The organism is Psychroserpens algicola (assembly GCF_014526325.1).
Lineage (GTDB): Bacteria > Bacteroidota > Bacteroidia > Flavobacteriales > Flavobacteriaceae > Psychroserpens > Psychroserpens algicola.
Genome location: NZ_JACNMJ010000010.1, coordinates 1 through 13989, shown reverse-complemented (window position 1 = coordinate 13989; position 13989 = coordinate 1). Strand labels below are relative to the sequence as shown.

Below are 13989 nucleotides of genomic sequence, written 5' to 3'. Positions count from 1 at the left end.
TTTTAGTTTACAATTTATTTACATTCGCAGATATGAAGCAACCCAACCCAATACAAGGCTATCAAGTCGATAAAAGTACAATTATAAGTTTAGAAAAAGGAAAAATACCTCCTCAAGCTATTGATTTAGAGGAAGTTGTGCTTGGAGCGATGATGATTGACAAAAAAGGTGTCGATGAGGTTATTGACATCTTAAGTGCTGAAGCTTTTTATAAGGAAGCTCATAAACATATCTTTGAAGCAATTTTCAAATTATTTGAAAACAGTGAACCAGTTGATTTATTAACTGTTTCTAGTCAGCTAAAAAAAGATGCGAAGTTGGATTTAATTGGAGGTGATTTTTACCTCATTTCTTTAACCCAACGCGTGTCATCTTCGGCACATATTGAATTTCATGCACGTATTATTCTTCAAAAATACATTCAGCGTAGTTTGATTAAAATTTCTAACGAAATTATCGAAGAAGCCTATGACGAAACTAAAGATGTTTTCGATTTATTAGATAATGCAGAAGCTAAACTTTATGAAGTTACTCAGGGCAATGTCAAAAAGTCTACAGAAACAGCTCAAAGTTTAGTGATCCAGGCGAAAAAGAAAATTGAAGAAATTTCAAATAAAGAAGGCTTAAGCGGAATTCCTACAGGCTTCACAAAATTAGATAAGTTAACATCAGGATGGCAACCGAGTGATTTAATCATTGTTGCTGCACGACCTGGTATGGGTAAAACAGCCCTCACCTTAACCATGGCGAGAAATATTGCCGTCAACTCAAATATTCCTGTTGCATTTTTCTCCTTAGAGATGTCATCTGTACAGTTGATTACACGTTTGATATCTTCGGAAACGGGATTGTCTTCGGAAAAGTTAAGAACTGGAAAATTAGAAAAACACGAGTGGGAACAATTAAATGTCAAGGTGAAAACTTTAGAAAAAGCGCCTTTATTCATTGATGATACACCATCACTATCTATTTTTGATTTGCGAGCCAAAGCAAGACGTCTGGCATCACAGTATGGCATCAAAATGATTATGATTGATTACTTACAGTTGATGACAGCAGGAGGAAGTCAGAAGAGTGGAAATCGTGAACAGGAAATTTCTATGATTTCTAGAAACCTTAAAGCTTTAGCAAAAGAATTGAGTGTTCCTGTTATTGCTTTATCTCAATTGTCGCGTGCTGTAGAAACACGTGGAGGCAGTAAACGACCTTTATTATCAGATTTACGTGAATCTGGAGCTATTGAGCAGGATGCCGATATTGTAAGCTTTATTTACAGACCCGAATACTATAAAATTGATGAATGGGATGATGATGAGCGCTCTCCAACTGAAGGACAAGGAGAATTCATTGTCGCAAAGCACAGAAATGGTGGTTTGGATAACATTCGATTGAAATTTATTGGTCACTTAGGTAAGTTTGATAATTTAGATGATTTTGATACACCATTTGGAGAGTTTCATTCAAAAATGAATGCTGCCGCAAATGATGATACCTTTAAGCCTGATAACTTCCCTTCAGCACAGGATGCTTTTGGAACACCTGAGGATGATGATAATGACGTCCCGTTCTAAATTAAAGCTGATATGCTCAGCTTTCGTATGCTGCTTAAGCGCTGTCCTATATGCTCAAAATGACACGTATTTTGATAGGTTACAGGCAGTAGTAAACTCGACAGCTATTTTTTATAATGTTGATGGTATAGAAATTACATCGCAATCTTTTAGTTCAAAATTCAACGAGAAAGAATTAAAAAAGGTACTAAGAGCTTACAAAATTAAGCGAAAGGACGTCAAAACTATTGACCCTGAATTGCCTATCAATCATTATGTTTATGATAAATCTGAGCTAATAGCAGATAACCTTACTCTTCATACTATATATTATATTCTGGACTTTAAAACAAAGGTAAAAGTTATTTCATTTTCCTATGCTAAAGACAGAAATCTAAAATTTGAAAGACAGTTTATAGCAGATGTTATGGACAATGCGATACCTTCAGATGTATTTGTATCTTCTTCGGTTGATAGTCTTGATTTTGCTGGAAGAACATTGGTTTTAGGAGGGAATTGTAGATGGATGAATGTAAGAAATGTACAATGTCCTTATTATGGTCAAATGAACTGGTCACTGCATAAAACTATCGAAGATGCTAAACAAAATTGTGATACTCATTTATTAATTACTAAGCATAAAAAAGGAGGAAAAGTGATTTCTGAAACATCAGTGCCTGTAGTTTTTGAAGGAAAAGAAACAACAGCCAAATCTGTTACTTATGATTTCACTGGTGTAAAATCATTGCTTGTTGGAATGTCTGGCGGAAAAACGTTAACCATTTATTACATCGCAGAAGAAATCAGAGGTCGTAACATAAGTTGTGTATTGAGCTTCTGGAATAATGACCAAATAAACGACTCTGGTTTGCCAGCACTTTTAGAAGAGGTCATGACATTGAAAAACTAGAGAATTTTATATTTATTTTCAAAAACACGTTTTGTTTCTGTCACTATAACAACATTTTACCCTAAATTTGTTTTTGCTATTAAGAAAAGACCATTTGCCTCATGTTAGAACAAAGACGCACGACTAATATCCTACTGCTGTTTATCGTAGTCCCTTTAGTATTTTATTTACTAAAGATTTTATCGTTTATTTTCATTCCGTTGATTTCCTCAATGTTTATTGCATTATTGTTTTTGCCACTAATGCGTTGGCTAGGAAGGAGAAATGTACCTCGATTGATTAGTATCATTATTGTTATTGCTTTAATTGTTATTGGTGTATTTATCGGTGTAGAGTTAGTACAACTATCTAGTAAACAAATCTTGTCGAATGATACTGGTTTCTTTGCAAAAGCGGAAGTAAAAATCAATGATTTAATGCTCTATATGCAAGATAAAGTTGGGATGGAATACAATCCTGACGGTAATTTTTTATCACAATTTTTCCAAAAGGAAACAATAGGTTCAACATTTGATTTTGTCAGAAAATTTTTGACCAATATTTTAATGATAACCTTTTTCACAATTCTGTGGTTGTCTGAGTCCATAAATATGCATAAAGTATTGAATAATACCATTTTGAAGCAAAAGCATACGTCTATTAAAGCGTTTATGAAAATAGAGAAGGACTTAATTACCTTTATTAAAGTTAAGTTTTTAGTAAGCTTACTAACTGGAGTTTTTACAGGATTAGCCTGTGTGTTCTTTGATGTAAGCTTCCCGATTTTTTGGGGATTATTTGCGTTTCTAATCAATTTTGTTCAAATGGTTGGTTCCTTTATCTCGGTAATTTTGCTTTCAATATTTGCGTTTGTTGAATTGGATCCAACAAGTACACTATTCTTTTTTATACTGGCAATAACAGGTGTTCAGGTGTTATTTGGTGCTATTCTGGAACCTATATTTATGGGAAAATCATTCTCGATAAATGTCATTACAGTGCTTATTATGCTAATGCTTTGGGGCTTTATTTGGGGAATTCCAGGGTTAATTATGGCAATTCCTATTACCGTATTTCTCAAAATTATTTTAGAGCAATTTCCATCAACTAAAGTTATTGCATCATTACTTTCTGGTCCTGAGCGTTCTATTACGCCTTTAAAGAAATAATGTCTGTTTTTGAAACTTTTAGGTATTTCAGCTAAAAAATACCTAAAACTATATTAAAGCGATAACTTGAGGAATAATTTTTGAGTATATTTCAATTGTAAAAATGAAAGATTACCAATGAAAAAAACAATCGTTTTAATCGTTTTATGCTTTGTGTCTCTACAAGCATTTGCGTCTTATATATTGATTCCAATGGATGTTGAAGGTCAGGATAACCACCTTAAAGCCTATGGTGTTACGTATTGGACCTTAGAAAAACAGTTAAAAGTAAAGTGGTTATTAAACTACAAAGGAGGTTCGTTTTTACTTCCAGATTCTGAAGAAATCCAACGCGAATGTCAAATTCGAGGCGTAAGTTTTGAAGTTATATCCAATTCTAAAGCCGAAGAAATTTTAAACATGATTGCGAGTCCGTCGCAAAACATGGAAGCCGTTGTTTTGGAAAAAGCACCAAAAATCGCTGTATATACACCAAAGGGATTACAACCTTGGGATGATGCCGTAACTATGGTGTTGACTTATGCAGAAATCCCTTATGAAACAGTATATGATGAAGAAGTTTTAAATGATGCTTTATTGCTCTACGATTGGCTGCATTTACACCATGAAGATTTTACAGGACAATACGGAAAGTTTTATAGAGCTTACCGTTCTGCATCTTGGTATATTCAAGAAAAAAAGGACGCTGAAGCTCTTGCAGCGAGTTTAGGTTATTCTAAAGTTTCCGAAGAAAAACTAGCTGTTGCAAAAAAGATAAGAGACTATGTTATTGGTGGAGGTTTTATGTTTGCTATGTGTAGTGCTACCGATAGTTTTGATATCGCACTTTCTGCTGAAGGCGTCGATATCTGTGAACCAATGTTTGATGGCGATGGTAGTGATGCTGGATATCAAAATAAAATAGATTATAGTAAAACGTTCGCGTTTAAAGACTTTTTATTAGAGCGTAGCCCTAACGTTTATGAGTTTTCGTCTATTGATATGACTAGAAAGCGTCGTATTCCTATGACGACAGATTATTTTACATTGATGGATTTTTCAGCCAAATGGGATCCGATTCCGTCAATGCTTTGTCAAAACCATACGGCTTTAGTAAAAGGATTTATGGGACAAACAACATCATTTACACGAGAAGAAATTAAATCGAATGTCTTAGTCATGGGTGAAAATAAAACCAATGGTGAAGCCAAATACATTCATGGTATTAAAGGGAAAGGCTTTTTTACGTTTTATGGCGGACACGATCCTGAAGATTACACCCATAAAGTTGGTGATCCTAAAACAGAATTAGACTTGCACCCAACGTCTCCAGGTTACAGATTAATACTTAATAATGTGCTCTTTCCTGCCGCTAAAAAGAAAAAGCAAAAGACATAATTATATTATTTTTAAGTGTATATTTAGTGCTAGTATTTTAATAAAACCAAAACTATTTATGAAAAAATTAATGATTTCAATGTGTTGTCTTGCTTTATTGTCAACCTCTTGTGGAAGTGATGACGATGGCGATGACGGACTTTCATGTTCTGAAGCAACTCAAAATACGGTAACAGCTTTAACAAACTTTACCAATTCTGAATCTGAGCCAGGCTCTTATGAAGATTTGTGTAATGCCTATAAATTGGCTTTGCAGCAACAAAAAGAAGCTTGTGGAGATAGCTCAGGTACCATACAAAGTATTATAGATGGACTCGGTGATTGTGTTGATGATGTATCAACCAATGAAGAAAATAACTAAGCCAAATAACAATGATGAAAAGCCATTTAAAACTTTAAATGGCTTTTTTTATTTAAATTTATTAGTTCTAAAATCAATAGTGTATGGCGTCTAAAAAGAAAATTTTAAAAAAAATACAGATAGTAATTACCAATCACTTTAATGCTCCAGAGGATGCCTTTAATTTTTTTGATAACGATGGAAATGGAACCTTGTCGAAAAGAGAAATTGCAACATTGCTGAAACAAGCAGAGATCAGCGGATTTATAAGAGGTATGGTATCCAGTAAACTAATTGAAGGATACGATAAAAATGGAGATGAAGAAGTCAATTGGAAAGAATTTAAATCTGCTGTGGATGAAATTGCAAAAAAATCTAAATAAGCTAATTATAGATGTATCATTTAAAGCGGTTTTTTAAGCAATTATTTTTTGCTATCATCTATTGGATATTAGCATTCTCAATATTTATTTTAATACGGTTTATAGCGCATGGAGAAGAGCAAGGCACCATGTTTGTGAATCCTAAAAATGAGGTGCCTATTACCGAATGGATTCATTTTGGAATCATATTAGGTGTGCTTGTTGGAATTTTTTACGCTATTATTGAATTTGTGTTTGATAAGTTTATTACCAAAAACATCTATTTGGGACTTACTATTCTACTTAAAACCTCCATCTATTTAATAGTCCTTATTTTTTCTTTGACGTTTATCATTACGCTTATCGAACTCGATATGGACATAGATTTACCCAATGAAAGAGGCTGGTGGAAAACTAGTGCATTATTTTGGTTAGCAACATCCTACTTTTTCTTAGCGTCTTTTATCTTTTTATTTCTGAAATTGGTTTATGAAAAATTTGGAAGAGGAATTTTAATCAATATGCTTATCGGAAAATACAGAAATCCTACCGAAGAGGAACGTGTTTTTATGTTTGTCGATTTAAAATCATCTACAACAATCGCCGAAGAAATAGGGCATAATAAGTACAGTAAGTTATTACAAGATTGCTTTTTTGATTTAAATAAAATTGTATCGCGCTATGATGGTGATATTTATCAGTATGTTGGTGATGAAGCTGTTATCACTTGGAAATTAAAAAAAGGACTCAAGCATAACAACTGTATTGAATTGTATTTTGCGTTTAAAAAGTTGCTGGAGAAGCGATCAAAATATTATATGAAGACCTATAATTTAAACCCTTTCTTTAAAGCTGGAGTTCACGGTGGAAAATTAATTGTTGCTGAGGTTGGTACCGTAAAAAAAGAACTGGCTTTTCATGGTGATGTTATTAATACAACTGCTAGAATTCAAGATGAGTGTAATAAGTATGATGAATCCTTATTGATTTCCGAAGAATTGTTAAGCAAAATTAAGTTAAAATCTAAATATAAAACTAAGGCTATAGGAGATATACTCCTCAAGGGAAAACAAGATACGCTTAAAATTGTAGCGATTAACGAATACTAAAAAAAACCGATTCAATTAAGAATCGGTTTTTTTGTTTTAATGAGATCCTACATGACACCCACAGCCACTTCGAGTGAAGCTCTGTGAATCTTCATGCCATGGAAATGCTTCGTTGTATTTTGAGTTTTCCCAATAAAATTGAGTGCGTTCTTTTGGATGATTACCAATTTCATTCATTGTTTCAGTATCATACATACGACCATTAATCATCGTATAAATAATACTTTCAGAATGTCTGATATCTTCTAAAGGGTTTTTATCCATAACGATTAAATCGGCAAGCTTTCCTTTTTTAAGAGAACCTATATCATTTGCGGCACCTATATAATCTGCGCCATTAATAGTTGCTGCCTTAAGCGCTTCATGATTAGACATGCCACCTTGTTGGAGCATCCATAATTCCCAGTGAGCACCAAGACCCTGAAGTTGTCCGTGAGCACCAAGATTCACTTTAACGCCAGCATCACTAAGTGCCTTACAAGTTTTAGAAACTAAGATATGACCGTTTTCATATTCTTCATCAGGAATCATGATACGATGTCTCGAACGCGAATCAATAATACCTCTCGGTGTATACTTTAAGAGTTTTTCATTTTCCCAAACGTTGGTGTTTTGATACCAGAACATTTCGCCGTTCATGCCTCCATAATTGACAATAAGTGTTGGTGTATATCCAACATTACTTTGTCCCCAAAGTTCAAGTACATCTTTATATACAGGAGCAACAGGAATATTATGTTCAACGCCTGTATGGCCATCCATGACCATAGTAATATTATGGTAAAATGTCGATCCGCCTTCTGGTACTACAAAAATTCCTTCTTCACGAGCCGCTTGTAACACCTGCTGGCGTTGCTCACGTCTTGGTTGGTTATAACTCTTAACCGATAATGCACCAAAGGCTTTGGTACGTCTAATTGAAGAGCGAGCATCTTCCAGATTATTAATAACGGCTTTGAAATCCCCATCAGCGCCATATAAAATAAAGCCTGTAGAGTAGAGGCGTGGGCCAACTAGTGTGCCGTTTTTTTGTAATTCTGAAAGTGCAAAAACCGTTTCCGAATGTGCAGAAGGATCATGTGCTGTCGTGACACCAAAAGCTAAATTGGCATAAAATTGCCAGTGTTTTTGAGTGGTTAATCCGTAGCGAAATCCACCAATATGTGCATGCGCATCCACCATTCCAGGCATAATCGTTTTCCCAGTAAGGTCATATACTTTAGCATCTGACGGAATGGTTATATCTGAAGCATTTCCGATAGCTTCAATACGATTATCTTGTATAACGATAGTTCCGTTTTCAATAACTTCATCACCTTCCATTGTAATAATGCGTGCGCCTATAAGAGCTATTCGTCCTGAAGGTTTATCTGTTTTGACTTCTAAATTAATTTTGGTACTGTTTTCTACTAATTTTGTGTCTTCGGAAATTTCAGCTGAAAAATATTGATTCCCTAAAGTCCAATGCAACAACTTACTGTCTGTTGACCAATGCAGATTAATACCAGCATCTTTTGAAAGTTTTGTAACAGGAACATATTTACTCTTATCAGTCAAGTCTAAAGTTTGTCCTGATTTAGGCATTGGTGCCATATATACTTTATGTAGATGTACAAATGCAATCCAGTTTCCGTCAGGACTTGGCACCAGAATATTTCCGTGTTTAGATTTTACCAAGGTACGTTCATCAAAGCCATGAAGGTCTACACTTTTGAGTTCTTTAGTTAAGGCTCCAAAAAACTGACCACCATGTTGATAAATAATTCTAGTGTCATCAGTATTAAACATTGGAAAATCCCCTTCCTTAGTAATCAATTCTGGGTTAGAGCCATCAGAATTCATAAGATATAACCCTGTTTTTTTAGTAAACGTTCGGCCTTGTTCGTTATTTCCACCTTCTTTACGATAGACAATATGTTTGCCATTATGAGAATAGGCTGGATTTCTGTAAATTCCTTTTTCCGATGATAGTTTTGTTGGTGTGCCTCCAGATGTAGGCACCGAATAAATGGCGCCTAAATGTTCATCATTCCAGGTGACATAGGTGATTATTTTTCCATCAGGAGAAAATGCAGGCTCAAATTCAAAATCGGTTCCAGTGGTCAAACGTTTCGCTTTTCCGTTAGGTAATTTTTGAATATGTAAATAGCCCAATGCATTAAATACAATAGATTTGCCATCTGGAGACGTCGTGGCATGCCTAATTACTTTGGCGTCAAATGTATCTGGAGCCACAGGCGTATCTACTTCGATCGCTTTAGCAATCTTAATCGTCGCATCTACTTGAAAAGGAATTTCAGTAACCTGAAGCGAATTGATATTGATTTTTTTGATTTTTCCTCCAGACCAAATTACAATAGCCGCATCATTAGGTGTCCAGTTAAAATTAGTATATACACCAAAAATCGCCCAGGCTTCTTGTTGATCTTTATTCAGTTGATCATAGATTGGCCATTCTTCACCAGTTTCTAAATCATGAATATATAATACCGATTTTGTACGAACTCGTTTGACAAAGGCGAGTTTTTTGCCGTCTCTGGATACTTGCGGTCGTGCAGCACCTCCTGGTCCACCTGTAATTCTTGTAATTTCGCCTGTGTCCATATCATAGCGGTTAATCGCATAAATTTGGCTGTTTGGGTCTTTATTGTATTGGAAAAATCCACCAGGATATACATCTTCACTATAATACAGTGACTTTCCATCAGGAGATAGACTCGGTTCATTAAGGTCTTGTTGGTCGTTTTTCTTTTTGGTAAGTTGAATACCACTGCCTCCTGTTTTGTGGTACATCCACAGTTCACCAGCACCAAGGGATCGCCCTGAGGTAAAGTGCTTTCTAGCAATTAAGTAATTGCCGTCTGGTGTCCAAATGGCATTGTTTAATAGTCTGAAATTTTCTTTGGTGATTTGCTTGGCATCAGATCCGTCAGCATTCATAATCCAGATATTATCGCCACCACCAGCATCACTGGTAAATGAAATGTGTTTGCCATCTGGACTGAAACGCGGTTGGATTTCAAAAGCCAGACCTTCTCTTAAAATTTTAGCTTTACCACCATTACTATCTAATTTATAAATATCACCTAGCAAATCGAATACAATAGACTTGCCGTCGGGACTCACATCAAGATTCATCCATGTGCCTTCATTTGTAGAAAGCTTAAGTTCTTTGAAGTCCCAGTTGCCTTCAGGGTTAGAAACATTCCAAGGTTCGGGTTTTTCTTTATCTTGGCTGAAGGTGTAAAAACTAAGGAGTAGCGTGAGGATGGTGATAAGTTGTATACGTTTCATTGAATGGATTTTAATTGTCTTGTAAGTTAGCTATAAAAATTCAAAATACCTGTTAATTTTCGTAGCTGAAATACATTGAGTTTAAAGTTTTGATATAAAAAAACCGATTCATTTCTGAATCGGTTTTATAAGCGAATTGTTGTTATTGTTTAGGCGAAAGCCCTATTTTACTTTGTTTACTATAGCTTCAAAAGCTTCAGGATTATTCATCGCTAAATCGGCAAGAACTTTACGGTTCAATTCGATGTTATTAGCTTTAAGTTTTCCCATAAACTTTGAATAGCTCATTCCGTGTTGTCTAGCTCCTGCGTTAATACGCATAATCCAAAGTGAGCGGAATGTTCTTTTTTTGTTTCTACGGTCTCTGTACGAATATTGCATCGCTTTATCAACCGCATTTTTTGCTACTGTCCAAACGTTTTTACGTCTTCCGAAGTAACCTTTTGCTTGCTTAAGAACCTTTTTTCTTCTGGCTCTTTTTGCTACTGAATTTACTGATCTTGGCATTTCTTAAATTGTTTTTTTGTAGTAGGCGGTCTTAATTGACACTTGCTAAATTATTTTGCCTAACTCCAGGGTTTATAATTTGTTTTAACCGATTAAAACCTTGTTACTTTAAACGTAACATTGTTTTAATATTGTTCTCATCTGCTTTGTGTACCAAAGTGTCATGAGTTAAAGCTAACTTACGCTTTTTAGATTTTTTTGTCAATATATGACTCTTAAAAGCATGCTTTCTTTTAATCTTACCAGTGCCAGTTAGTTTAAAACGTTTCTTAGCACTTGATTTAGTTTTCATTTTAGGCATTATCTCCTGTTTTATTTACGTTTCGCTTATTATCTTATCGCTGAACGTTTCAGCTTATTTTACTTTTTTTGGTGCGATGAACATAGTCATACGCTTACCTTCTAATCGAGGCATTTGTTCAACTTTACCTAACTCTTCAAGATCTTGTGCTAATCTTAATAATAAGATTTGACCTTGTTCTTTAAATATAATTGAACGTCCTTTGAAAAATACAAAGGCTTTTAATTTTGCTCCGTCTTTTAAAAACTTCTCGGCATGTTTCTTTTTAAATTCATAATCATGATCATCGGTTTGTGGACCAAAACGAATCTCTTTGATTGTCACCTTTGTAGCTTTAGATTTTAGAGCTTTATCTCGTTTCTTTTGTTCGTAAAGAAACTTTTTATAGTCCATAACCTTGCATACAGGAGGATCAGCTTTTGGAGATATTTCAACAAGATCTAACCCTTGCTCATCTGCAATGGCTAATGCATCTTTAGTTGTATAAATACCTATCTCTACATTATCACCTACAAGTCTTACCTTTTCGGCTCTAATTTTAGAGTTAATTTTGTGTTGATCTTCTTTTACTACTCGCTTAGAGTTGTGTCTTCTACGTATTGCTATGGCTTATATATTTTAGTTAAACTTATTTTATTTAAATGTTTTTAATGTTTTATTGATTTCAATTTCAACAATCTTCGAGAATTCATCTACACTAATCATGCCTAAATCTTCTCCACCATGTTGACGAACAGAAATCTTGTTTTCTTTCTCTTCATTTTCACCAATAATGATCATGAACGGTATTTTATTCATTTCCGCTTCACGGATTTTCTTACCTATCGTCTCATTTCTATTATCAGCGAGGGCGCGAATTTCGTGATTTTCTAGCAAATTTAAAACTTTTTCGGCGTATTTTTCATATTTCTCACTTAATGATAGTACAATTACCTGTTCTGGCATGAGCCATAAAGGGAAATTTCCACCAGTATGTTCTAGCAATATAGCGATAAAACGTTCCATACTTCCAAAAGGCGCACGGTGTATCATTACAGGTCTGTGAAGTTCGTTGTCACTTCCTTTATAGGTAAGGTCAAAACGTTCAGGAAGGTTATAATCTACTTGAATTGTACCCAATTGCCAGTTTCTTCCTAAAGCATCTTTTACCATGAAATCTAACTTAGGACCATAAAAAGCAGCTTCTCCAGTCTCAACGACATAATCTAATCCTTTGTCAATAGCAGCATTAAGAATGGCGTCTTCGGCTTTTTTCCAATTATCATCGCTACCTATGTATTTCTCGGGATTTTCAGGATCTCTCAATGAAACCTGAGCTTTAAAGTTTTCGAAACCTAATGAACCAAAAACATATAATACTAAATCGATAACTTCTTTAAATTCTTTATCCAATTGATCAGGAGTGCAGAAAATATGTGCATCATCTTGAGTAAAACCTCTAACTCTTGTTAGACCGTGTAACTCTCCACTTTGTTCATATCTATATACGGTACCAAATTCGGCATAACGTTTTGGAAGTTCTTTATATGAAAAAGGTCTTGTATTATATATTTCACAATGGTGAGGACAATTCATAGGTTTAAGTAAGAATTCTTCACCTTCAGCTGGTGTATTTATGGGTTGAAAACTATCTTCGCCATACTTAGCAAAATGTCCAGAAGTTACATAAAGTTCTTTCTGACCAATATGAGGCGTGACTACCATCTCGTAACCTGCCTTTTTTTGTGCAGCTTTTAAAAAATTCTCTAAACGTTCTCTTAATGCAGCGCCTTTAGGTAGCCATAATGGAAGACCTTGACCAACTTTTTGAGAGAAGGTAAATAGCTCTAATTCCTTACCTAGTTTCCTATGGTCGCGTTTTTTTGCTTCTTCTAATAGATGTAAGTATTCGGTTAATTCTTTTTGCTTCGGAAATGAGATACCATAAACTCTGGTTAATTGTTTGTTGTTTTCATCACCTCGCCAATAAGCTCCTGCTACAGACATGATTTTTACGGCTTTAATTATTCCGGTATTAGGAATGTGACCACCACGACATAAATCAGTAAAAGTAGAATGATCGCAGAAAGAAATTGTACCATCTTCTAGGTTCTCAATAAGCTCTACCTTGTATTCATTATTTTGTGATTTATATAATGATAAAGCATCTCCTTTTGAAACGGCTCGCATTTTAAAATCATGCTTACCTCTGGCAATCTCTAGCATTTTATGCTCTATAGACTTAAAATCTTTTTCAGAAATAGAATGTTCTCCAAAATCAACATCATAATAGAATCCATTTTCAATAGCTGGACCGATAGATAATTTGATTCCTGGATACAACTCCTCTAATGCTTGTGCTAAAACGTGAGACGTTGAATGCCAAAACGCTTTTTTGCCTTCATCATTAGACCATGTATATAGAACTAAAGAACCATTAGTGGTTAATGGAGTAGATGTCTCTACAGTTTCATTATTGAAATTTGCTGAAATAACATTTCTTGCAAAACCCTCACTAATACTTTTTGCAACATCCATCGGAGTTGTTCCTTCTTCAAAAGTTTTAATAGTGCCATCAGGCAATGTAATATCTATCATAATAGTACCTAGTAATTAAGTTGGCAAAGATAAGATGATAAATATTGACATACAATATATGTATATATAAATCTACAAACCTATCTGAGTAATATTATGATGATTGGCAAAAAGGGTATTTGTTTTAATATAAAGTCCTCATATTAAGAGTTTAGAGTAATGATAAAAATAAAGTTAAAAAAAAGAGTAAAAAAGTTTTGGAAAGAAGAAAATAAGGGTTGTATATTTGCACCCGCTAAACGGAACAAGTTTAGTTACGTTCATAAGTATTTTGATTAGAGTTTTGGGGTTAAAAAAATAATTTCAAAAAAAAAAGTCAAAAGATATTGTGGGAATAAAAAAAGGGTTTTATATTTGCACCCGCTTAAGTGATAAAGTGCTTAAGAGAAGATAAGAAAAAGTTCATTAACATATTGAATTGACAGCGTAAGAGGATTATTGGAAACGATAATTTTCGAGACAAAAGAATAGACCATTTTGAGTACTGAGATATAACAATTTCGATTAGTTGTTA

Annotated in this window: 12 protein-coding genes; 7 read left to right on the top strand and 5 right to left on the bottom strand. The window is 34.4% G+C overall.

The window, feature by feature from the left end; translation table 11 throughout:
• The first annotated feature begins 32 nt into the window (after positions 1-32).
• The 7 genes from dnaB to H7350_RS16580 all read left to right on the top strand — a co-directional run bounded on the left by dnaB (position 33) and on the right by H7350_RS16580 (position 6796).
• On the top strand, positions 33-1571 hold the full coding sequence (gene dnaB / locus H7350_RS16610; RefSeq protein ID WP_204347053.1) for a replicative DNA helicase: 1539 nt from the start codon (positions 33-35) through the stop codon (positions 1569-1571).
• Complete coding sequence (locus H7350_RS16605; RefSeq protein ID WP_204347052.1) at positions 1549-2460, top strand: hypothetical protein; 912 nt, start codon at positions 1549-1551, stop codon at positions 2458-2460. The genes dnaB and H7350_RS16605 overlap by 23 nt, the downstream gene beginning before the upstream one ends.
• A gap of 101 nt (positions 2461-2561) precedes the next feature.
• Positions 2562-3608: an AI-2E family transporter gene (locus H7350_RS16600; RefSeq protein ID WP_204347051.1), complete on the top strand. Its 1047-nt coding sequence runs from the start codon at positions 2562-2564 to the stop codon at positions 3606-3608.
• Between the two features lie 192 nt (positions 3609-3800).
• The gene (locus H7350_RS16595) at positions 3801-4985 is read left to right on the top strand and encodes an asparagine synthetase B (RefSeq protein ID WP_420825374.1); all 1185 of its coding nucleotides are present in this window, start codon (positions 3801-3803) and stop codon (positions 4983-4985) included.
• 58 nt (positions 4986-5043) lie between these two features.
• Positions 5044-5346: a hypothetical protein gene (locus tag H7350_RS16590; RefSeq protein WP_204347049.1), complete on the top strand. Its 303-nt coding sequence runs from the start codon at positions 5044-5046 to the stop codon at positions 5344-5346.
• An 83-nt stretch (positions 5347-5429) separates the two neighbouring features.
• Positions 5430-5708, top strand: a complete 279-nt coding sequence (locus H7350_RS16585; protein WP_204347048.1) for an EF-hand domain-containing protein — start codon at positions 5430-5432, stop codon at positions 5706-5708.
• Positions 5709-5719: 11 nt separating this feature from the next.
• The gene (locus H7350_RS16580) at positions 5720-6796 is read left to right on the top strand and encodes an adenylate/guanylate cyclase domain-containing protein (protein WP_204347047.1); all 1077 of its coding nucleotides are present in this window, start codon (positions 5720-5722) and stop codon (positions 6794-6796) included.
• Between the two features lie 36 nt (positions 6797-6832).
• On the opposite strand, the gene H7350_RS16575 is transcribed toward H7350_RS16580, so the two are convergent.
• The 5 genes from H7350_RS16575 to thrS form a co-directional block, all read right to left on the bottom strand.
• On the bottom strand, positions 6833-10090 hold the full coding sequence (locus H7350_RS16575) for an amidohydrolase family protein (protein ID WP_204347046.1): 3258 nt from the start codon (positions 10088-10090) through the stop codon (positions 6833-6835).
• A gap of 162 nt (positions 10091-10252) precedes the next feature.
• On the bottom strand, positions 10253-10597 hold the full coding sequence (gene rplT / locus H7350_RS16570) for a 50S ribosomal protein L20 (RefSeq protein ID WP_204347045.1): 345 nt from the start codon (positions 10595-10597) through the stop codon (positions 10253-10255).
• A 103-nt stretch (positions 10598-10700) separates the two neighbouring features.
• Entirely contained in the window at positions 10701-10898 is a 198-nt protein-coding gene (gene rpmI, locus H7350_RS16565; RefSeq protein ID WP_040250651.1) for a 50S ribosomal protein L35, read from the bottom strand.
• 54 nt (positions 10899-10952) lie between these two features.
• The gene (infC, locus tag H7350_RS16560) at positions 10953-11498 is read right to left on the bottom strand and encodes a translation initiation factor IF-3 (RefSeq protein ID WP_420825373.1); all 546 of its coding nucleotides are present in this window, start codon (positions 11496-11498) and stop codon (positions 10953-10955) included.
• 33 nt (positions 11499-11531) lie between these two features.
• Complete coding sequence (gene thrS, locus H7350_RS16555) at positions 11532-13475, bottom strand: threonine--tRNA ligase (protein WP_204347044.1); 1944 nt, start codon at positions 13473-13475, stop codon at positions 11532-11534.
• Positions 13476-13989: the final 514 nt, after the last annotated feature.

Excerpts from the sequence above, each read along its gene's own strand:
- H7350_RS16585 (WP_204347048.1), top strand. The coding sequence starts at position 5,430 with ATGGCGTCTAAAAAGAAAATTTTAAAAAAAATACAGATAGTAATTACC.
- H7350_RS16600 (WP_204347051.1), top strand. The coding sequence starts at position 2,562 with ATGTTAGAACAAAGACGCACGACTAATATCCTACTGCTGTTTATCGTA.
- rplT (WP_204347045.1), bottom strand. The coding sequence starts at position 10,597 with ATGCCAAGATCAGTAAATTCAGTAGCAAAAAGAGCCAGAAGAAAAAAG.
- H7350_RS16580 (WP_204347047.1), top strand. The coding sequence starts at position 5,720 with ATGTATCATTTAAAGCGGTTTTTTAAGCAATTATTTTTTGCTATCATC.
- dnaB (WP_204347053.1), top strand. The coding sequence starts at position 33 with ATGAAGCAACCCAACCCAATACAAGGCTATCAAGTCGATAAAAGTACA.
- thrS (WP_204347044.1), bottom strand. The coding sequence starts at position 13,475 with ATGATAGATATTACATTGCCTGATGGCACTATTAAAACTTTTGAAGAA.
- H7350_RS16595 (WP_420825374.1), top strand. The coding sequence starts at position 3,801 with ATGGATGTTGAAGGTCAGGATAACCACCTTAAAGCCTATGGTGTTACG.
- H7350_RS16590 (WP_204347049.1), top strand. The coding sequence starts at position 5,044 with ATGAAAAAATTAATGATTTCAATGTGTTGTCTTGCTTTATTGTCAACC.
- H7350_RS16605 (WP_204347052.1), top strand. The coding sequence starts at position 1,549 with ATGATAATGACGTCCCGTTCTAAATTAAAGCTGATATGCTCAGCTTTC.
- rpmI (WP_040250651.1), bottom strand. The coding sequence starts at position 10,898 with ATGCCTAAAATGAAAACTAAATCAAGTGCTAAGAAACGTTTTAAACTA.
- H7350_RS16575 (WP_204347046.1), bottom strand. The coding sequence starts at position 10,090 with ATGAAACGTATACAACTTATCACCATCCTCACGCTACTCCTTAGTTTT.